At 40.5% G+C, this 20,710-nt stretch carries 16 protein-coding genes; 12 read left to right on the forward strand and 4 right to left on the reverse strand.

The window, feature by feature from the left end; all coding sequences use genetic code 11:
* Nucleotides 1–128: 128 nt before the first annotated feature.
* Nucleotides 129–341, reverse strand: coding sequence for a hypothetical protein (locus H6G79_RS14095; protein ID WP_190589691.1), 213 nt, complete (start codon nt 339–341; stop codon nt 129–131).
* A 169-nt stretch (nt 342–510) separates the two neighbouring features.
* Here H6G79_RS14095 and H6G79_RS14100 point away from each other — a divergent pair, with 169 nt between their 5' ends.
* The gene (locus tag H6G79_RS14100; protein ID WP_190589690.1) at nt 511–1,056 is read left to right on the forward strand and encodes an NADPH-dependent FMN reductase; all 546 of its coding nucleotides are present in this window, start codon (nt 511–513) and stop codon (nt 1,054–1,056) included.
* A 29-nt stretch (nt 1,057–1,085) separates the two neighbouring features.
* Here the strand turns inward: H6G79_RS14100 and H6G79_RS14105 are convergent, their stop codons facing one another.
* Nucleotides 1,086–2,012, reverse strand: a complete 927-nt coding sequence (locus tag H6G79_RS14105) for a 1-aminocyclopropane-1-carboxylate deaminase/D-cysteine desulfhydrase (RefSeq protein ID WP_190589689.1) — start codon at nt 2,010–2,012, stop codon at nt 1,086–1,088.
* 157 nt (nt 2,013–2,169) lie between these two features.
* The gene (locus H6G79_RS14110; protein WP_190589688.1) at nt 2,170–3,162 is read right to left on the reverse strand and encodes an AraC family transcriptional regulator; all 993 of its coding nucleotides are present in this window, start codon (nt 3,160–3,162) and stop codon (nt 2,170–2,172) included.
* Nucleotides 3,163–3,424: 262 nt separating this feature from the next.
* Between H6G79_RS14110 and H6G79_RS36755 the strand changes: the two genes are divergently transcribed.
* The 8 genes from H6G79_RS36755 (at nt 3,425) to H6G79_RS14145 (ending at nt 11,666) form a co-directional block, all read left to right on the forward strand.
* Nucleotides 3,425–3,562 (forward strand): hypothetical protein, encoded by a 138-nt coding sequence (locus H6G79_RS36755; RefSeq protein ID WP_242048355.1) that lies wholly within the window; start codon nt 3,425–3,427, stop codon nt 3,560–3,562.
* Nucleotides 3,563–3,614: 52 nt separating this feature from the next.
* A complete protein-coding gene (locus H6G79_RS14115) occupies nt 3,615–3,971 on the forward strand; it encodes a cyclophilin-like fold protein (protein ID WP_242048356.1) in 357 nt (118 codons plus the stop codon).
* A 64-nt stretch (nt 3,972–4,035) separates the two neighbouring features.
* Nucleotides 4,036–5,127 carry an alpha/beta hydrolase gene (locus H6G79_RS14120; protein WP_190589686.1) on the forward strand — a complete coding sequence of 364 codons (1,092 nt, stop codon included), beginning with the start codon at nt 4,036–4,038 and terminating at the stop codon, nt 5,125–5,127.
* A gap of 41 nt (nt 5,128–5,168) precedes the next feature.
* Nucleotides 5,169–5,912, forward strand: coding sequence for an SDR family oxidoreductase (locus H6G79_RS14125; protein WP_190589685.1), 744 nt, complete (start codon nt 5,169–5,171; stop codon nt 5,910–5,912).
* A 76-nt stretch (nt 5,913–5,988) separates the two neighbouring features.
* A complete protein-coding gene (locus H6G79_RS14130; RefSeq protein ID WP_190589684.1) occupies nt 5,989–6,996 on the forward strand; it encodes an aldo/keto reductase in 1,008 nt (335 codons plus the stop codon).
* Between the two features lie 328 nt (nt 6,997–7,324).
* Complete coding sequence (locus H6G79_RS14135; protein ID WP_190589683.1) at nt 7,325–9,055, forward strand: diflavin flavoprotein; 1,731 nt, start codon at nt 7,325–7,327, stop codon at nt 9,053–9,055.
* 271 nt (nt 9,056–9,326) lie between these two features.
* Entirely contained in the window at nt 9,327–9,812 is a 486-nt protein-coding gene (locus H6G79_RS14140; RefSeq protein WP_190589682.1) for a phosphate-starvation-inducible PsiE family protein, read from the forward strand.
* Between the two features lie 117 nt (nt 9,813–9,929).
* Nucleotides 9,930–11,666 carry a diflavin flavoprotein gene (locus H6G79_RS14145; RefSeq protein WP_190589681.1) on the forward strand — a complete coding sequence of 579 codons (1,737 nt, stop codon included), beginning with the start codon at nt 9,930–9,932 and terminating at the stop codon, nt 11,664–11,666.
* A gap of 170 nt (nt 11,667–11,836) precedes the next feature.
* Here the strand turns inward: H6G79_RS14145 and H6G79_RS14150 are convergent, their stop codons facing one another.
* Nucleotides 11,837–12,247 carry a hypothetical protein gene (locus tag H6G79_RS14150; protein WP_190589680.1) on the reverse strand — a complete coding sequence of 137 codons (411 nt, stop codon included), beginning with the start codon at nt 12,245–12,247 and terminating at the stop codon, nt 11,837–11,839.
* Between the two features lie 129 nt (nt 12,248–12,376).
* Between H6G79_RS14150 and H6G79_RS14155 the strand changes: the two genes are divergently transcribed.
* The 3 genes from H6G79_RS14155 to H6G79_RS14165 all read left to right on the forward strand — a co-directional run bounded on the left by H6G79_RS14155 (nt 12,377) and on the right by H6G79_RS14165 (nt 20,693).
* Entirely contained in the window at nt 12,377–13,456 is a 1,080-nt protein-coding gene (locus H6G79_RS14155; protein WP_190589679.1) for a WD40 repeat domain-containing protein, read from the forward strand.
* 365 nt (nt 13,457–13,821) lie between these two features.
* Nucleotides 13,822–14,463, forward strand: coding sequence for a transaldolase family protein (locus H6G79_RS14160; RefSeq protein ID WP_190589678.1), 642 nt, complete (start codon nt 13,822–13,824; stop codon nt 14,461–14,463).
* 419 nt (nt 14,464–14,882) lie between these two features.
* Nucleotides 14,883–20,693: an AAA family ATPase gene (locus tag H6G79_RS14165; RefSeq protein ID WP_190589677.1), complete on the forward strand. Its 5,811-nt coding sequence runs from the start codon at nt 14,883–14,885 to the stop codon at nt 20,691–20,693.
* Nucleotides 20,694–20,710: the final 17 nt, after the last annotated feature.

A 20,710-nucleotide genomic window follows, 5' to 3' on the forward strand; every position in this document is an offset into this window, starting at 1 on the left:
CCTCTTTTTCTAGCAAAAATTGTAATAACTGGAAATCACGGTTTTTTATCTAGTCTAACTTCTACACCAAACTATTCCCTACTCTCTTTACCTATGCTACTCAAGGAATTTTATTTTAGTAGGATAAATTATACTCCTGGTCTGTGGGGAGTGTGGGGGGTGTGGGGAGTGTGGGGGGTGTGGGGAGTGTGGGGAGTTTGGGAAGTGAACCAACCTTGACTGACTATTTGCTTTAGTACAGTTTTTCGTGACTTCTCATATCTACTGCTGCGACAAATTTGACTACAAAACCATAACTCGCTAAGATAAGCATAGTCGTAATGATTATGACTTGTAATCATAAGTCTGTACAAGTAGTTCATCTCATTAATTAAAAGAAGTGGGAGTGGTCAGATCCTCGACTTCTTTAAGAAGTCGGGAATATAGCAGCCTATATAAATTGCTAAAAGCCTATAAACTCTTTCTTCATTTCAGACTTCAGACTTCTTATTTGTAATAGATGAGGAAATTATGGTAAAAATTGTTGGCATTGGTGGTAGTTTAAGACCTAAATCCTATACACAGTTGGCCTTAGAAGTTGCAGCCCAAAGATTACAAGCCATAGGTGCAGATGTAGAAATTTTGGATTTGCGACAATTACAGCTACCATTTTGCAACGGTGAAAAAGAATATCCCGAATATCCTGATGTTAAACGCCTGCGTGATAGTGTCAGTGGTGCAGATGGATTGATTTTGGCAACACCAGAGTATCACGGCGGCGTGAGTGGCGTATTGAAAAACGCTCTAGATTTAATGAGTTTTGAAGAACTATCAGGAAAAGTCACAGGACTTATTAGCGTTTTGGGAGGTCAATCTAATAGCAACGCCCTGAATGATTTACGGATAATTGTGCGCTGGGTACATGGTTGGGTGATTCCAGAACAAATCGCCATCGGCCAAGCCTGGGGTGCTTTTAACCCCGAAGGTAAGTTATTAGATGAAAAACTTTCCCAAAGATTTGATGATTTTGCTCAAAGTTTAGTTGATAGCACTCGCAAACTCAAAGGCATCAATTAAATTTGTAGTGTGGGCAAAATTTGCCCACACTACTGGCTCAATCTTTTTTGTATACCTAAATTGCCTTGTAAACCACCAGTGTGAATTAGGAGAATGCGATCGCCTTTACTAAAAAACCCCTGTTGTAATAAATCCATCACACCATAAAACATCTTGGCGGTGTATACATAATCTAAAGGTATACCGTGGATTTGCTGAAATTGTTTGCTAAACTTTAGTAATTCATCGTTAACTTTGGCATAACCGCCGAAGTGATAATCACAAATTAATTCCCACGCACCCACAGATTTATTTGATATCGGTAAATCAGCCGCCAGATAATTCTGCAATAGCATTTCGATTTCTTGTTGCAGAAATCCACCATTTTTGAGAACAGGAAAAGCAATTGCTTTTTGTTGTGGAGTGAGAGAAAGTAAAATCCCGGCAAAAGTAGTACCCGTCCCACAAGCAACGCAAACAATATCAAAATTTTTTGCTTGTTGGAGAATTTCTGTACAGCCAAGCACACCATTTAAATTACATCCACCTTCAGGAATAATAAACACTTCACCGTAACGTTCTCGGAGTTCTGCTTGTAATTCTGGAGAATTGCGTTGTTTATAACTATTGCGACTCATGTAGACAAGCTGCATCCCCTGTTCTACCGCAAAACTCAACGTCGGATTAAGCGGTAGCCTTTCTTCACCGCGAATGACACCGATTGTCTGCAAACCAAATAACTTACCTGCGGCGGCGGTGGCAAAAATGTGATTTGAATAAGCACCGCCAAATGTTAACAATGTGGTGAAATTTCTGGCTTTTGCCTCTAACAAGTTGTATTTCAGCTTATACCACTTATTACCGTTAACCCAAGGGTGCATCATATCAAGACGTAGTACCGATATTTCCACACCAGCACTTTCGATGATATCGCTATGAATTTGTTGTGTCGGTGGAGGAAGAAAGATTGAGGACATGAAGAACTATAAGACACAAGAACATTTAAATGTTTTAATGATTTCTGGCAAGATGGCGGGTATCTTGAGGAAGTTGTATTTCACTAGTACAGGTCGGCGTAAATAAACAGACCATAAGAAATTGCTAAAAAGCTTGTGGTATTAATGTTCTTTCTTTTTACTTTTGCCTTGTTGAACTAACATTCTCCCTCACAGTTTCTCGCAATCGCTCCACATCGCGCATTGGTGGTGCGCCAAACAGCCGCTTGTACTCCCGGTTGAAGTGCGACGCATCATCATAACCCACAAGGTAAGCTGCACTGGTAGCGTCTAGGTTTTCCGCCAGCATTAGACGGCGAGCCTCTTGGAGTCGTAGTTGCTTCTGGAACTGCAAGGGACTCATGGCGGTGACTGCCTTGAAGTGATGGTGAAAGCCGGAAACACTCATTCCCAAATCTCGTGCGATGCTTTCAATCTTGATCGGCTCCTTAAAGTCTTTACGAAGTCGCTCGACGGCTCTGGCGATGTTGTGGGTGTAGCCTCCCAGAACAGCAATATGACGGAGCCTATTACCTTGTTCGCCCATCAGGAGCCGATACACGATTTCCCGCTTAATCAGTGGTGCAAGAACATGAGCCTCAGCAGGGGAATCTAGAAGCCTGACAAGGCGCACCACAGCATCCAACAGATTTGCATCCAATGGACTGACATCGATCGCTTTCACATCAGCACGGCTACGAGATGAGCCATACCCAGCCTCAACCATAACTGAGCTAACGAGAGTGGGGTCGAGGTCAAGGCGGAGGCTCAGGTGCGGTTTTTCCTTGGATGCTTCCAGAATTTGACTGACAATCGGCAGTTCCACCGTAGCCAGCAGATAATGTATCGGGTCATATAAATAGCGATCGCACCCCAAAAGCACTTCTTTACTGCCTTGGGCAATTACACAAAAGGCAGGAACAGAAAGACCATGAGTACATTCCCCAGGGGCGGAGGAGCGTTTGAAGTGCAATCCTGTCAGTGGCTCAATCATCCCATCCTGATGAATAGCCTGGGCAATCCGCTCAGTCAGTTCGTCTCTGTTGGCTTGCGCTCTATCTGCCTCACGCTTTGCCTGGGAGTCGTTGATTAAATCTAGATCAGACTTTTCTCTAGTTTTGGCAGCGTTCATTTCTAAGTTTGCAGAATTGTACAACGATTTTAGACGATTGTTCTATTGCTTGCCTTTGAGGATTCTTACAATAAAGCTAAAGCAATGAAAAATGATTCCGACTTTTTGTCAACATTCTAGATTTTTATTCAAGATAAAACTCAGTTTTTATGGGGCAATAGACTTTTTACTGGCAAGGCTCATCTTGTTTTTTAAATAATCTCATCTCCACTGTCATAGAGGAGGCAATAAATGTTGAATCTCTACGATTGGGATCAGCAGTATGGAGGAGTATCTGAATGCTTTTGAAATGGTTTCCCATCAAGGGGAAAAACTACCAACAGAAAATGCTGATTTTGGTTCTCGCCCTGGTGATGTCCCTGAATTACTCAGCCTGTCGTGCCGACAACAGTATGACTAGCAGTGCCTCATCAAAGATGCCGACTCAAATATCCACCAAACAGGCAGACAGTATGAAGATCAACATCAAGGTTAAAGACAAAGTAATTACAGCTACTTTGATCAACAGCAAAACCACTCAAGATTTTATTTCCCTACTGCCATTAACGCTGACTTTAGAAGATTACGCGAAAACCGAGAAAATCAGTTATCTGTCAAAAAAATTATCTACAGAAGATGCACCCCCAGGCAGCGATCCGGCTGTTGGAGATATTGCTTATTACGCTCCCTGGGGTAATTTAGCGATGTTTTATCAAGATTCTGGATACGCCAACGGACTAATTATCCTCGGAAAAATAGATGGTGACATCGACGCATTTAACGTCTCTGGCTCTGTAAAAGTGACAATCGAGCTTGCGCGATCGCAATAAATAAATCTGCTGGGTTCTGCAACTCAGAACATTTCGCCTCGTACCCACATATATGGAGAACTCAATGAAATACCTCGTTCTCATACCAACCGTCTTGATTGGTGCAATCTACGCAACGGTGGCATTTTCCCTCGACAAAACACAAGTCTCGCATAAAATTTCCCAAGCATCCGTAAAGCACTCCACTATCGTCGAGGGGGCGGACAACTTCTACAAGAGCGACAAGGTAACTATGCAGAAAGTTACTTTCAAAAACCAATACAACATGAAGGTTGCGGGGAATCTCTTCATTCCCAAAGCCTTGAATCGGAACGCTAAGAATTCCGCAATCATTGTCGGACACCCAATGGGCGCAGTCAAAGAACAAAGTGCAAACCTGTATGCCCAAAAATTAGCTGAACAAGGGTTCGTCACCTTGTCCCTCGATTTGTCCTTCTGGGGTGAGAGTGAAGGGCAGCCCCGCAACGTTGTTTCGCCGGATATTTATGCCGAAGATTTCAGTGCGGCGGTAGATTTTCTAGGTACTCAGTCATTCGTTGACAGGAACCGGATTGGCGTGCTGGGGATTTGTGGTAGCGCGAGCTTTGCCATCAGTGCTGCCAAAATCGACCCGCGCTTGAAGGCAACTGCCACGGTCAGTATGTACGATATGGGTGCAGCCAACCGTAACGGTTTGAGAAATTCTACAACCCTCGAACAGAGAAAGAAAGCGATCGCACAGGCGGCGGAACAACGCTATACGGAGTTTACGGGCGGCGAAACCAAATACACAAGCGGAACTGTACATGAACTGAATGAGAACTCCACCCCTATTGAGCGTGAGTTTTATGACTTCTACCGCACTCCCAGAGGCGAGTACACCCCCAAAGGTTCATCGCCGAAACTGACAACTCACCCGACACTTACCAGCAACGTCAAATTCATGAACTTCTACCCATTCAACGATATTGAGACGATTTCGCCTCGTCCTATGCTGTTCATCACGGGGGCAGATGCACATTCCAGGGAGTTCAGCGAAGATGCTTACAAACGCGCCGCCGAGCCAAAGGATCTTTACATCGTTCCCAACGCGGGACACGTCGATTTGTATGACCGAGTAAACCTGATTCCGTGGGAAAAACTTACATCCTTTTTCCATCAGCATCTCAGCAGTTGACACACTCCCCCATTTAAAAAAGCAATAAAAAAAGGAAGAAGATGATTAAAGACAAAGTTGTAATTATTACTGGCGCATCATCAGGGATTGGTGAAGCAAGTGCGAAATTGCTTGCCAGCAAAGGAGCTAAAGTTGTATTGGGTGCGCGACGTGAGCAGCAATTGACACAACTGGTTGATGAAATTCAAAAAGCTGGCGGACAAGCAATCTATCAAGTGATGGATGTGGTTAACCCATCTGATAACGTCCAGATAGTCAAGCTGGCCAAGGAAACATTTGGCAGCGTCGATGTGATTTTCTTGAACGCCGGCATCATGCCCACTTCTCCACTTTCGGCATTGAAAACTGATGAATGGCATCAAACGGTTGATATCAATATCAAGGGTGTGTTAAATGGTATCGCTGCTGTGTTACCAACGTTTATTAGCCAAAAGTCTGGGCATATTATCACAACTTCATCGGTGGCTGGATTAAAAGCTTATCCAGGTGCTGCGGTGTATGGCGGTACGAAATGGTTTGTCCGCGATTTTATGGAAGTTCTACGCATAGAATCTGCTCAAGAAGGGACTAACATTCGGACGGCAACCATTTATCCTGCGGCAATTAACACTGAGTTGTTAAATCAGATTACTGATCCAGGTGCGGCTGAAGCAATGACGGCGTTGTATAAGCAATATGGCATTTCACCAGATCGAGTCGCCAATGTTGTGGCGTTTGCGATCGACCAGCCAGAAGACACCAACGTGAACGAATTTACCATTGGCCCAACTACGCAGCCTTGGTAAGGATATCCGGTGCAATGTGACGCGCACCGAGAAGGTGAAGGCTGCAACCCTTAACACAAAGATAGGAATTCAAACAATGCAAAAACGAAAACTGGGAAACAGTAATCTGGAAGTTTCGGCAATCGGGCTGGGCTGTATGGGAATGAGCTTTTCCTATGGCCCGCCCAAAGACAAGCAGGAGATGACTGCTCTTTTGGGGGCCGCAGTCGATCGCGGTGTTACATTCTTTGACACTGCCGAGGTTTACGGCCCGTACTTGAATGAAGAACTTGTGGGTGAAGCCCTCGCTCCTTTCCGCGACCAAGTAATTATCGCCACCAAATTTGGGTTCGACATCAGCCCTAATTCTGATCCTCGTGGTATGAAGGGTTCACCAGGACTGAATAGCCGACCAGAGCATATTAAGGAAGCCGTAGAGGGTTCACTCAAGCGGCTCAAGGTCGAAACAATAGATTTGCTCTATCAGCACCGGGTTGACCCAAACGTGCCGATCGAAGATGTAGCTGGAGCGGTGAAGGAACTGATTCAAGCAGGTAAAGTGAAGCACTTTGGACTTTCTGAAGCTGGAGTACAAACAATCCGCCGCGCCCACGCCGTTCAGCCTGTGACGGCACTGCAAAGCGAATACTCGCTGTGGTGGAGAAAGCCGGAAGCGGAAGTGATACCAACTCTTGAGAAACTCGGAATTGGCTTTGTTCCTTACAGTCCACTGGGTAAGGGCTTTCTGACTGGCAAAATTGACGAGAACGCCACCTTCGACAGTTCTGACTTTCGCAGTACCCTGCCTCGCTTCACACCAGAGGCTCTCAAGGCGAATCAAGCTTTGATTAATCTTCTTGGCGCGATCGCCCAACAAAAGCAAGCAACACCAGCCCAGATTGCACTTGCTTGGCTGCTGGCACAGAAACCCTGGATTGTTCCGATTCCAGGCACCACGAAACTGCATCGCCTGGATGAAAACATTGGTGCAGTCTCAGTCGAACTTACGCCCGACGATCTGCGTAACATTGATGAAGCCGCCGCCAAGATTACGGTACAAGGGGCTAGATACCCCGAAAAGCTGGAGCAAATGACTGGTCGCTAAACGGTGAAAATTCAACAATGAACAGTTGATAGTTGACAGTTACTTCTCCCTAGAAGTGAGAGGAAAAGCTTAACAATCAACTATTACCCAATCCAAAATCTAAAATCCAAAATGCTATTAAATACCTTACTTCTATCAGAAGTTGGGTATTTTTTCATTCAAAACTAATGATACACATTGATATAAATCAATGGTAAACAAAATTGAGCCATGAATAAAACTTACTAATGAGTGTCTTTAGAAATTGGCATTTTACTAATTGAAGATAACAGTCCAACATAATAGTAAGCAGATTCACTCCAGATAAATTGATTTTTGGAGAAACCCAATGGTTGCACTTACAGAAAATACTTCAATTCTTGCTAATCCATCACGTTTAACTATCCAAACTATTAAAATAGCCACTCAAACTACTGCAATTCGTTGCCTTGATTGGGATAGAGAACGTTTTGATGTTGAATTTGGTTTACGCAACGGAACGACATATAATTCTTTTTTAATTCAAGGTGAAAAAATTGCTTTAGTTGATACTTCTCATCGCAAATTTGAGCAACTGTATCTAGAAATATTAACGGGATTAATTGAGCCAACCAAGATAGATTATTTAGTTATTAGTCACACAGAACCCGACCATAGTGGACTAGTCAGAGATATCTTGCAATTAGCACCAGATATTACGGTTGTGGGTGCAAAGGTGGCGATTCAATTTTTAGAAAATATGGTTCACCAGCCATTTAAATCGATTACGGTTAAAAGTGGCGATCGCTTAGATTTAGGTAATGGTCATGAATTAGAATTTATCTCAGCGCCTAACTTGCATTGGCCGGATACAATCTTTACTTATGACCACAAAACAGGTATTCTCTTTACCTGTGATGTGTTTGGAATGCACTACTGTGATGACCATACCTTTGATGAAAATTTAGCAATCATTGAAGAAGATTTTCATTATTACTATGATTGCTTAATGGGGCCAAATGCTCGCTCAGTTTTGGCAGCATTAAAACGCATTGAAAAATTAGAAATATTTACAATTGCCACTGGTCACGGGCCATTATTAAAGCATCACATTTCTGAATGGCTAGACCGCTATCAAAATTGGAGCTTAGAACAAACGAAAACTGAGCAATTTGTTGCTTTATGCTACACAGAAGATTACGGTGATAGCGAAACGATCGCACGTTACATTGCACATGGCATTACCAGAACTGGAGTAGTAGTTGAGTTAATTCCTCTGAATAACACTGAACCGCAAGAAATTCGGGAATTAGTTTCACAAGCTGCGGGTTTAGTCATTGGAATGCCACCCCAATCTGCTACACTTGCCCAAACAGCATTGAGTACAATATTAGCTGCGGCTCATCATAAACAAGCAATTGGTTTATTTGAGTCGGGTGGTGGGCAAGATGAACCAGTTTATCCATTGCGGAATAAGTTTCAAGAAATTGGCTTAACTGAAGCTTTTCCACCAATTTTAATTAAAGAAACTCCCACCAGAGTGACAGAACAATTGTGTGATGAAGCGGGAACAGATATCGGACTTTGGTTAAACCGCGATCGCGCCATCAAACAAATCAAATCCATCAACACTGATTTAGAAAAAGCTCTTGGGCGCATTAGCACAGGCTTATATATCATCACCGCAAAGAAAGCAGAAATTCAAAGCGCCATGTTTGCGTCTTGGGTGACACAAGCCAGCGCCAGTCCGTTTGGTGTAGCTATTGCTGTGGCGAAAGAACGCGCCATTGAATCATTAATGCACGTAGGCGATCGCTTTGTGTTAAACGTCCTGGAAGAAGGGAAGTACCAAGGCTATATGAAACACTTCCTCAAGCGTTTCCCTCCTGGTGGCGATCGCTTTGCTGGCGTGAAAACCTATCCTGCTGCTAATGGTTGTCCAATTCTGGCTGACGCTTTAGCTTACATGGAATGTGAAATCACCAGCCGCATGGATTGTGGTGATCATTGGGTGATTTACAGCACTGTGAAAACTGGAAGAGTCGCAAACATCAACGGACTCACCGCCGTTCATCACCGCAAAATTGGTAATCACTACTAAATCAAGTCAAAAGTAAAAAGGTAAAAGGCAAAAGCGAATAGTGCTGAGTCATAATCAAAGACTTAATTTTACCTTTTTACTTAATTAAGCTAAAACCCAATACAGTTCAGTTAAGGTAACAACTGAGACTGGTGTAGGTTGGGTGGAGGAACGGAACCCAACATTCACGCATACTAAATCAAGTCAAAAGTAAAAATGTAAAAGTCAAAAGTATAAAGAAAAGATTCTTTTACCTTTTTACTTAATTAATACCCACTCCACAAAAGAAGTCATGTATAAGCCTGTTGATAATAACCCAATTACTACCTACGAACTCAATCGGGGTCGCATTGTTCGCAGTCTAGAACTTATTCAAGATGTAATTGTAATTTCTCTATGTATTGGCTTATTTAGCTTCATGGTGATTCAGGTAAGAGATATGTTTCTCTCCTTACTTCCCCCTCTGAATTTCCAAGTTGTTACCGCCGATATTTTATTTCTGCTGATTTTGGTTGAGTTGTTCCGACTGCTGATTATTTACTTACAAGAACAACGCATATCTATTGGAGTAGCAGTAGAAGTTTCGATTGTTTCTGCCTTGCGAGAAGTGATTGTTAAAGGCGTACTTGAAACTAATTGGACTCAAGTTTTAGCGACTTGTGCATTCTTATTAGTTCTAGGAATATTATTAGTCTTGCGAGTTTGGCTACCCCCAACCTTTGAAGGCATTGATCCAGAACAACAAGTATCACAACGCTACAAACAAATGCACAAATAAAAAGGAAAAAGGCAAGAAAAAGGGTTTGTTGTAAATAGTAAATTCATTTACACCATCCTGTACTAAAAACTTTAAAAGATAAATTTTCAGACTCCAGACTTTTTTTAAGAGGTTATTATGTCTACTGCTACTATCACACCCAGCCGTCCTAGAGATGTCCAGGTTGCTGAAATTGGACAAAATACAATTATTTTGCGATCGCGCACATGGGACAGACTAAAATTTGAGGTTGAATATTCCCGCCAAAAAGGCACTACAGCCAACTCTTATTTAATTCAAGCTGATAAAAAAGCTGTAATTGACCCACCGGGTGAATCGTTTACGGAAATCTACATTCACGAATTAACACAACATCTAGATTTAGCAACCCTAGATTACATCATTCTCAACCACGTCAACCCCAACCGCCGCGCTACCCTGAAAGTATTGCTATCTCATGCACCACAAGCAACAATAATTTGTTCTCGTCCGGCGGTTAATGCTTTAAAATCCACCTTTCCCGAATTAGAGTCACACATTCAAGCAGTACGTTCAGAAGATACTTTAGATTTGGGACAAGGCCATTTGTTGTCATTCGTGACTGTACCGACTCCCCGTTGGGCAGATGGACTCTGTACTTATGATTCTGCCAGTAAAATTCTGTATACAGACAAATTTTTTGGCGCACATATCTGCGAAGACACCTTTTTTGACGAAGACTGGAAAAAATTAGACGCAGAACGCCGTTACTATTTTGAATGTCTTCATGCACCCCAAGCTAAACAAGTCGAAGTTGCTTTAGATAAATTGGCTACATTAGGTGCAAGATATTATGCACCAGCACATGGCCCGGTTGTGCGTTACAGTTTGAGCCGCTTTACTTATGATTACCGCCAATGGTGTCAAGGGCAGAAAGCTCAGGAATTTAGCGTCGCCTTATTATATGCTTCCGCTTATGGTAATACGGCAATTGTAGCGAATGCGATCGCTCAAGGATTAATTCAAAACGGCATTAATGTAGAATCAATTGACTGCGAACTAGTAGACACAGCCGAAATTACTCGCATTATCGAAGCCTGCGACGGCTTTATTATCGGTTCCCCCACTTTAGGCGGTCATGCACCCACCCAAATTCAAACAGCCTTGGGGATAATTTTATCAACAGCCACCAAAACAAAATTAGCAGGTGTCTTTGGTTCCTACGGTTGGAGTGGTGAAGCCATTGATTTATTAGAAAGCAAACTCACAGATGCAAATTATCGCTTAGGTTTTGAAACCATTAGAGTGCGCTTTAGTCCCACGGCTGAGACTCTGCAACAGTGTAAAGATGCAGGTGCTACTTTTGCTCAAACCTTGAAAAAAACCAAAAAACTGCGTGTTCCCCGCCAAGCCGTTACAGAAGCACAAGTAGACCGCACAGAACAAGCCGTCGGGAGAATAATTGGGTCTTTGTGCGTTGTAACAACTCGTGACCAAAACAGTCACAAAGGAATTTTAACTTCTTGGGTATCACAAGCCACCTTTAACCCACCCGGAATTATGATTGCCATTTCTCCAGAACAAAATGCTGACTTAATGCGTCATCCCGGTGATAAATTTGTGTTAAATATTCTCAAAGAAGGTAGAAATGTGCGCCGCTATTTTTCCCGCCAAAGCACTTCCGGCGATAACCCATTTGCGAATCTTTCTACCCAAACTGCTACTAATGGTTGTTTGGTTCTTGATGACGCATTAGCCTATTTAGAATGCACAGTCCAAAATCAACTCGAATGTGGCGATCGATGGCTGATTTATGCTGTTGTAGATAAAGGTGAAATGTTAACTAATGATGGCATGACCGCGATTGAACATCGCAAGTCTGGTAGTTTTTATTAATCAAAACCTAATTAACGTCGTGTGTAACTTTCTTTTAAACCTAACCCCCAACCCCTTCCCTACGAGGGAAAGGGCGCAAGACTCAAAGCCTCTCCCCGAAGCGGGGAGAGGTTTGGAGAGGGGTTTTTAGTATCTTTCATGACTTTCCAAACATCCTCTGAGGGTTTTATTTAATTGAGATCATTGCGATTAGGTTTGGGTAATTGCAGTACTTCAGAAAAACGAGAATATTTAACCATATCCGTAGGTGGATAATCTGCCGAGACTGCAATTAACCCTACTTTGATATCCTCGAAATAAATCACACCTCCAATCCGCCGTTCAACAAAGAAAGCTCCATGAAATAAATGATGTTCGGCAATATAAATTAAGAAAAGGTCGGTAATCTTGATTTCTCTGCCAAACATTTGCTGACAAGTTTTGCTAATAACATTATCGAGGTATTGATTATAAGCAGGCTCACCCAAATCAGTAAATTCTGGATGATCTGCAAAATTATCCATATAAAATACCCAGATATTGGATAAGTCTGCTTCATCAGTCAGTTTTTGTTTGAGTGTCTGCCATTGATCGTTTTTCATAGTATAGATATTAAAGACAGTACTTTTAAAAATCAGTGTTACATAAATATGAAATAAGTCATACAAATACAGGTGTTTTCCTATACTTTAAAGATAGAAGTAATAATCGAATAGGATTACTGTATCACTATGCAACTACCTTTTGTATTTAAAACCTTAACATTACTTGGCTTTTTCTTATCTATACCCTTGAGTATGGTTACAAGCCTGCAAGTTGTAGCAGATACATCTTCTGTTGCTACAAAGGCTGATAAACCGCAGCGTTTAAAATTAACTTTATCAGGACATACTGAACCTGTTCGGGCATTAGCTCTTGCACCCAATGGTCAACTTCTTGCTAGTGGTAGCGATGATAAAACAATCAAGCTTTGGAATCCCAAGACAGGTGCATTACTTCGGACTTTAACTGGGCATAAAGAGCAAATTAAATCAATAGTAATTACTCCAGACGCTCAAACTTTGATTAGTACTAGTTTCGATAACACTATCAAATTTTGGAATACGCAAACAGGCGAGCAAATTCGCACAATTGGCGAAAAAACAGGGGTGAGAGCCATGTTATTGACCCCAGATGGACAAACTTTAATTAGTGGTAGTGGTGATACAACCATCAAATTTCGGAATCTCAAAACTCGCAAAATTGATCGTATCTTGAAAGTAGAAGCAACAGCACTTGCGATTAGTCGTGACGGAAAAACTCTCTATAGTGGCGGTGAAAACGGCGGTAAAATTCGAGTTTGGAATATGCTAACAGGTAAAGAATTACGCAGTTTTACCCCACCCCTACCTAAAAAAGAAGAACTGATTACTGGTTCAGAAAAAGCATCATCTCCAATTACTCTTGCTGTTAGCAATGATGGGAAAATGCTACTGAGTGGTGGCTATGATGATAGTTTTCAATCTGCTGGGGTTAGGACTACAGATGGCAAAAGTTTCAAAGCTTGGAACTTGAACACAGGAAAGTTAATTCATAATTTTTCGTTGGGTTCAAGTATTGATGCCTTAGTTATCAGTCCCGATAGCAAGACATTTGTTAGTGGCGGTTTAGGTAGATCAATTATAGTGCGTGATATCATCACTGGAAAATCAGTCTTGGAGTTGATTGGACATGGCGGCGGCATTTATGGACTTGCCTTGAGTAGTGATGGTCAGACTTTATATAGTGGTAGTGGTGATAAATCTGTTAAAGTTTGGCAAATCAAACCTTAGTTTATCAATTTTGTCTCTTGTAAGGGTGTCAGGGTTTTGGCGTGAGGATCAGCCAAATGGTGTAAGTGTTCAAAATCCTCACACCCATTCTTAACAGTAGTCAGAGATGTTAGGACAATTTCACAGCTTGAGTGACAGGAATAGTAAGACTTTCCCTCCTGCCTTCTGCTATATTCCATTCAAATGGTAATAAATCTATATATTTATAGAGTTAGCAATCATAAATTACTAAAATTTATGCTGCTTTTTCCAAAATTATAGCTACAGAATTTTGACTCTGGAATTATAATCAGCCAAAAAAGACTGAAATTATCAAGCTAAAATTGGTATGATGCCAGCGATGGGACTTTAAGGAAAATAATTCAGTGACCTTATTTTTGGACTCAGCGATCGCAGCCGAAGCAGAAGCTGCTAAAAAGTTAGGTTGGGTAAAAGGCATCACTACTAACCCAACATTATTAGCCAAAAGCCCGTTACCGGTTGAGACGACGTTAAAACAACTGGCACAATTAACTACAGGGCCAGTGTTTTATCAATTGATGGCTGCTGAATTTGAAGAAATGGTAGCAGAAGGCAGAGCCGCCTTTGAGTTAATTGGACAGCAAACAGTCTTAAAAATTCCCGCTTCCTTAGTTGGTTTTCAGGTGGTGGCTGAACTAGCACCAGAAATTCCCTGTGCAGTCACAGCTATATACAGTGCAGCCCAAGCCGCAGTCTCTCAAGAAGCTGGGGCAAAATATGCGATCGCCTATGTCAATCGAGCGACTAGACTATTAGGTGATGGAGTGGCATTAGTCCGGGAAATGGCAAGTGTTTTAAAGGGAAGCAACACAGAAATTATGGCAGCCAGCATCAAATCTCCCCAAGAAGCCGTCGCATCCCTACAAGCTGGCGCTCACCATCTCACCTTACCCTTAGCAATGTTGCAGTCGATGACAAATCACGAATTGTCAGTGCAAACCATTGATGAATTTGCCGAAAATGGACGCGGGATTTTACAGGCGTAGGAGTGGTGTTTTAGCAACTTGCTGGAAATGTTGAGGTGAGCAGGGGGGCGGAGGAGCTTCAGGTGCAGGGGAGAGCGTACCTTCGTTCCCCCTTTCACCTCTGCACCCTTGCTTGCCTACACAAGTAAGTTTCTTATCCGAACCGTATTGGGGGTTTAGGTATGAAACAACCCCCACACCAATTCTGAGAAACCTGATATTTTCAATATTACTAAATAATGCTTGGTTTATCACTGCTTTAAGGGCATACTACCATAGCTCTGAAAATCCCTATAAAATCTATGTAAAGATGCCTGAAAATATACTAATTTTCAGTATTTGTGTTATTTGATATGAACGGCAAGGGAATAATAAATTTTGATGTTTCAGCTTTATCTATTTAGATAGGCAAACGCTAACTGAAATAAAGGCGTACATACATGACTACTGAATATTGCATTCCTCTGATTCCTGGATATCAAATTAGCGAATTACTATATGCAGGTTCTCGCAGCATAGTATATCGAGCTATGCGTCAATTTGATCAGATGCCAGTAGTAATTAAAGTTTTAACTTCCGAACATCCAACCTTACAAGAATTATTGCAATTTCGCCATCAATATAATATTAGTAAAAATATTGATATTCCGGGAATTATTCATCCCTTAGCTTTAGAAACTTATAAAAATAGTTATATCTTGGTCATGGCGGATACTGGGGGAATTGCTTTAAGAGAGTATGCCAAAACCAAATATATCAGTATAGGAGAATTTTTAGAGATTGCTCTCCAATTAACGCAAATTATCCACGATTTACACCAAAATCGCGTTATTCACAAAGATATTAAACCTGCCAATATTTTAATTCATCCCCAAACCAAACAAATTCAGCTTATTGATTTTAGTATTGCTTCATTACTGCCTAAAGAAACCCAAGAAATTAAAAATCCGAATGTCTTAGAAGGGACACTTGCTTATATTTCTCCTGAACAAACGGGGAGAATGAATCGAGGTATTGATTACCGCAGTGATTTTTATTCTTTGGGTGTGACATTTTATGAATTACTCACAGGGAATTTACCTTTTATCTGTGATGATCCAATGGAGTTAGTGCATTGTCATATTGCTAAACAACCAGATGAATTGAACAATGCAAAAATCCCCCAAGTCATTGCCGAGATTGTGATGAAATTGATGGCGAAAAATGCTGAAGACCGTTATCAAACAGCTTTAGGTTTAAAATTTGATTTAGAAAAATGTCTGACAGAATATCAATTAACTGGTAGATTAGACTATTTTACAATTGGTGAGTGGGATATTTGCGATCGCTTCCTCATTCCCGAAAAACTCTATGGACGAAAAGCCGAAGTTGGCGCATTATTAAGCTCTTTTAAACGTGTATCAGCAGGTACGGCAGAATTAACGCTAGTTGCTGGTTTTTCCGGGATTGGTAAAACCGCCGTGATCAATGAAGTGCATAAACCAATTCTCCAACAACGAGGCTATTTTATTAAAGGGAAATTTGACCAATTTAGTCGTAACATTCCCTTGGGTGGTTTTGTGCAAGCCTGCCGCGACTTGATGGGACAGTTACTATCCGAATCTGACATCAAACTTCAGCGATGGCAAGCAAAAATTTTGGCAGTTTTAGGCGACAATGCCCAAGTTTTGATTGACGTAATACCCGAATTAGAATTAATTATTGGTCAACAACCACCTGTAGCGGAGTTAGCGGCTAGTGCGGCACAAAATCGGTTTAATTTGTTATTTCAAAAGTTTATTAATATATTTACCACTGCCGAGCATCCTTTAGTAATATTTTTAGATGATTTACAGTGGGCAGATTTAGCTTCTTTGGAGTTGATTAAAACCCTCATCAAAACAAGTCATTATCTGTTGGTGTTAGGTGCATATCGAGATAATGAAATATCAGCAACTCACCCATTACTGTTATTGCTGGAAGAACTCAACAAAACACAGGCAAGGATTAATAAAATCACTCTGAGACCTTTAGAGATTGATGATATTAATTATTTGCTGGCGGAGACATTAAATTGCTCTTTAGAATTGGCTAAACCACTTACAGAATTAATCAACCGCAAAACTCAAGGTAATCCTTTTTTTACCATTCAGTTTCTCAAAGCATTACATGAAGAAAAATATATTACCTTTAATTGCGATCACCGCTTTTGGGAATGTGATCTTGTCCAAGTCAATACACTATCACTCACTGATGATATAGTCCAGTTCATGGCGTTGCAATTACAGAAATTGCCAGATGTCACGCAAAAAGTGTTGAAGTTAGCTGCTTGTATTGGTAACACTTTTGATTTAGCAACCTTAATGCTGATCTCAGAATTATCGCCACAGGAGACAGCAAAAGCATTATGGAAAGCTTTGCAAGCAGGGTTTATTTTACCTAACAGCCAAGTTTATCAGTTATTACAGTCTGATGAGATTGGTGGTTATGAGGTAGAAAATAGCATTAATCCTACATATCAATTTCTACACGATCGCATTCAACAAGCTGCCTATTCTCTTATTTCCGATGACCAAAAGCAAATCACCCATTATCAAATCGGAAAACAATTATTATGCAATACTCCGCTAGAGCAACAGGAAAATAGAATTTTTGATATTGTCAATCATCTGTATCGCGGCATTAATTATATCACTCAGCAACTAGAGAAAGATGAATTTGCTCAATTAAACTTCATAGCAGGTAAAAAGGCTAAAATTTCTACTGCTTATAAAGCAGCTATAAAATATTTTCAAACAGGACTTAGTGTGTTATCAGATGATAGTTGGCAAAATAATTATCACTTGATATTTTCTTTGTATAAAGAACAGGCAGAGTGTGAATATTTTCTGGGAGATTTTGCCAGGGCTGAAGAATTATTTGCAATTACTTTACAGCATTCACGAAATATTTTCGATCAAGCTGATATTCATGCAGATTTAATGATGCTAAAAATCACCCAAGGCGACGATTTTAATGCTGCCATTGCGGCTGGGTTAAAAGCTTTAGATGCTTTGGGAATGAGTCTACCAACCCTATCCACAGCAATTCAATCTGCCATTGATATTGAATTAAAGAAATTAGCATCATTCCGCACAACTGAGATTTATTATCATCTGCTGAATTTGCCTGTAATGGCTGACCCCAACAAAAAAGCTTGTATGAAGCTTTTAAGTGTTTTATGTTCTATCACTTATCTCACAGGTAGCCATCAAATCAATCAATTAATCCGCTTGTTAATGCTCAATACTTCTTTTGAGTATGGCAATTGCGAAAACTCTGGTATTGGTTACTGCTTTTATGGAATGGCACTCATTGAACAAGGAGAATATCAAACCGCCTATCAATTTGGCAAGCAAGCCCTAGAGCTTGATCAAAAATTTAATCATCCACAATATCTTGCCCAAAATAGTAATATATTTTGTCATACGATTAATCCCTACATTAAACCGTTAAAAACTAATTTACCCCTCTACCAACGTTCATTTAATATTTGCCATGAATGTGGAGATTTAGTATTTGGTGTTTGGGCGGTTTTGTTCATTATTTGGACGTTGTTAATTCAAGGCAAGAATTTGATAGATGTTTATGCGGAAATGGAGAATTATTCAGATTATGTCCAAAAAGCCAATGATATCAACATATTACAAGGCTTTCTCCAACAACAACAATTTTTATTACATCTACAGGGGAGGATACATTACACTGAATTACTAGCCAATTGGGATAGTGAAGATATTAACTGTATTCAAATTTGGCGGAAAAATAATTTTCCTTCTGGTATCAATTGGTACTGTTTTTTGAGAATTCAGCTATCTTATATTTATGGTGATTATGTTGATGCAGTCAAAACTGCGATCGCTAATCAACAAACTCTGACTACTAATGGTAGTAGTTTCCCAATTATTCAATATCACTTTTATTATCCTCTGAGTCTCATTGCTCTTTACCCCCAAGCAACACCCGAAGAACAAAAATCTTACTGGCAAATTATTCTTCAACATCAACAACAGATTAAAATATGGGCAAATAATTGTCCCGAAAACTTTCTGCATAAATATAATTTATTAGCAGCAGAAATAGCGCGGCTATCTGGTAATATTTGCGAAGCTATTGACCTTTACGATCGCGCGATCGCAGGTGCAATTGAAAATGAATATCTCCAAGAAGCTGCACTGAGTAACGAACTCGCTGCTAAATTTTACCTCGACTGGGGTAAAGAAAAAATTGCTTCAGTTTATATGCAAACCGCTTACTATTACTATGCCAGTTGGGGTGCGATCGCCAAAACCGAAGATTTAGAATATCGCTACCCTGACTTGTTACGTCCCATTCTTCAACAGATTAACCCTACTCTCAACATCTGGGAAAATATCGAAAATTTGTTTGTCCCGAATCTCTCAATTCACTCTTCTACACAAGTCAATCAAGCTTCTAGCTCTAGTATTAATACTGCCCTAGATTTTACCGCCATCATCAAAGCTTCTCAAGCATTATCTAGCACAATTGATTTAGATGAACTGTTACAAAAACTCACAGAGATTATTTTGCAAAATTCTGGTGGCGATTACTGTGCTTTAATCTTGCCTGATAGCGATGGTAATTGGCATCTCAAAGCCATCGGCACACCTGAAAATACCCAAGTTTGTTTTGAACCTCTAGAAAATAATCATCATTTACCAATTAAACTGATCAATTATGTCAAAAATACTCAAGAAGTTGTCGTATTTGATAATCTGCAAACGGATTTGCCTGTTATTAGTGAATATTTAAATATCCACCGTCCAAAAAGTGTGTTGTGTTTACCAGTACTCAATCAAGGAAATTTGATTGGGGTTTTATATTTAAGAAATCAGTATACTAGCGAAGTATTTACACGCGATCGCATTCTCATTTTGGAAATTCTTTGCACCCAAGCAGCGATTTCTCTAGAAAACGCCCGCCTCCACGCCCAAGAACGAGAAAAATCTGAGCGTTTAGAAAAATCTCAACAAAGATTGCAAATCATCATTCAACAAACTCCAGTCGCTATCTTCGAGTGGAATACTCAGTTTGAATGTCAACATTGTAATCCAGCCGCCGAAAAATTGTTTGGCTATACACAAGCAGAAATTGTCGGCAATAATTTGCGGATAATTATCCCGGAAGAACATCATGTTTATGTAGATGATGTGACTGCTTCGATTTTAGCTGAACATGGTGGTTCTCACGCAATTAATGAAAATATTACTAAAGATGGTCGACGGATTATTTGTGAATGGTTTAATGCCCCAATGTTAGATGCTAATGGTCAGGTTTGTGGTGGAGTTTCAATTGGTTTAGATATTAGCGATCGCCAAAAAACAGAAGCAGCAATTCATAAAAAATCCCAAGAATTAGAAACAGCTTTACAAGAACTCAAACAAGCCCAAATTCAGATGGTACAAAATGAAAAAATGGCTTCTTTGGGTAATTTAGTCGCGGGGGTAGCCCATGAAGTTAATAATCCCATTGGTTTTCTCAATGCTAGTATTAGCAACGCCCAAGAATATGTGCAGGATTTAATTGGGCATTTAGAACTTTATCAGCAATATTATGCCCAACCTGTTGAGGCAATTCAAGAAAATGCTGAAGACATTGATTTAGACTTTTTAGTTGCAGATTTACCTCATTTGCTAGATTCGATGACGGAAGCCATGCAGCGCATTAAATCAATTAGTATGAGTCTGCGGACGTTCTCTCGTGCTGACACCGATAGCAAAGTCATGGCTAATATTCACGAAGGTTTAGATAGTACCTTATTAATTTTAAAATATCGCTTAAAAGCTAATGACAAACGTCCTACTATTGATGTTCAAACAAATTATGGCAATATTCCTTTAGTTGAATGTTTTCCGGGTCAGTTAAATCAAGTATTTATGAATGTTTTGGCTAATGCTATTGATATGTTTGATGAAATAGCCCAAACCCGCACATTTGCGGAATTACAAACTCATCCCCAACAAATTACTGTTCGTACTCAAGTTGTTGCCCATCAAGTTTATATTCATATTCAAGATAATGGCAAAGGTATGGGTGCAGAAGTACAAGAGAAAATCTTTGAGCATTTATTTACTACCAAAGGAGTCGGTAAAGGTACTGGGTTAGGACTGGCGATCGCGCGGCAAATTATCGAAGAAAAGCACGGCGGTCAAATCACAGTCAGTTCTGTTTTGGGGGAAGGGACAGAATTTATCATCCAACTGCCAGTGTAAATTTTTACGTTACTATT

It is taken from the genome of Anabaena sp. FACHB-83, from assembly GCF_014697485.1.
Taxonomy (GTDB): Bacteria; Cyanobacteriota; Cyanobacteriia; order Cyanobacteriales; family Nostocaceae; genus Nostoc_B.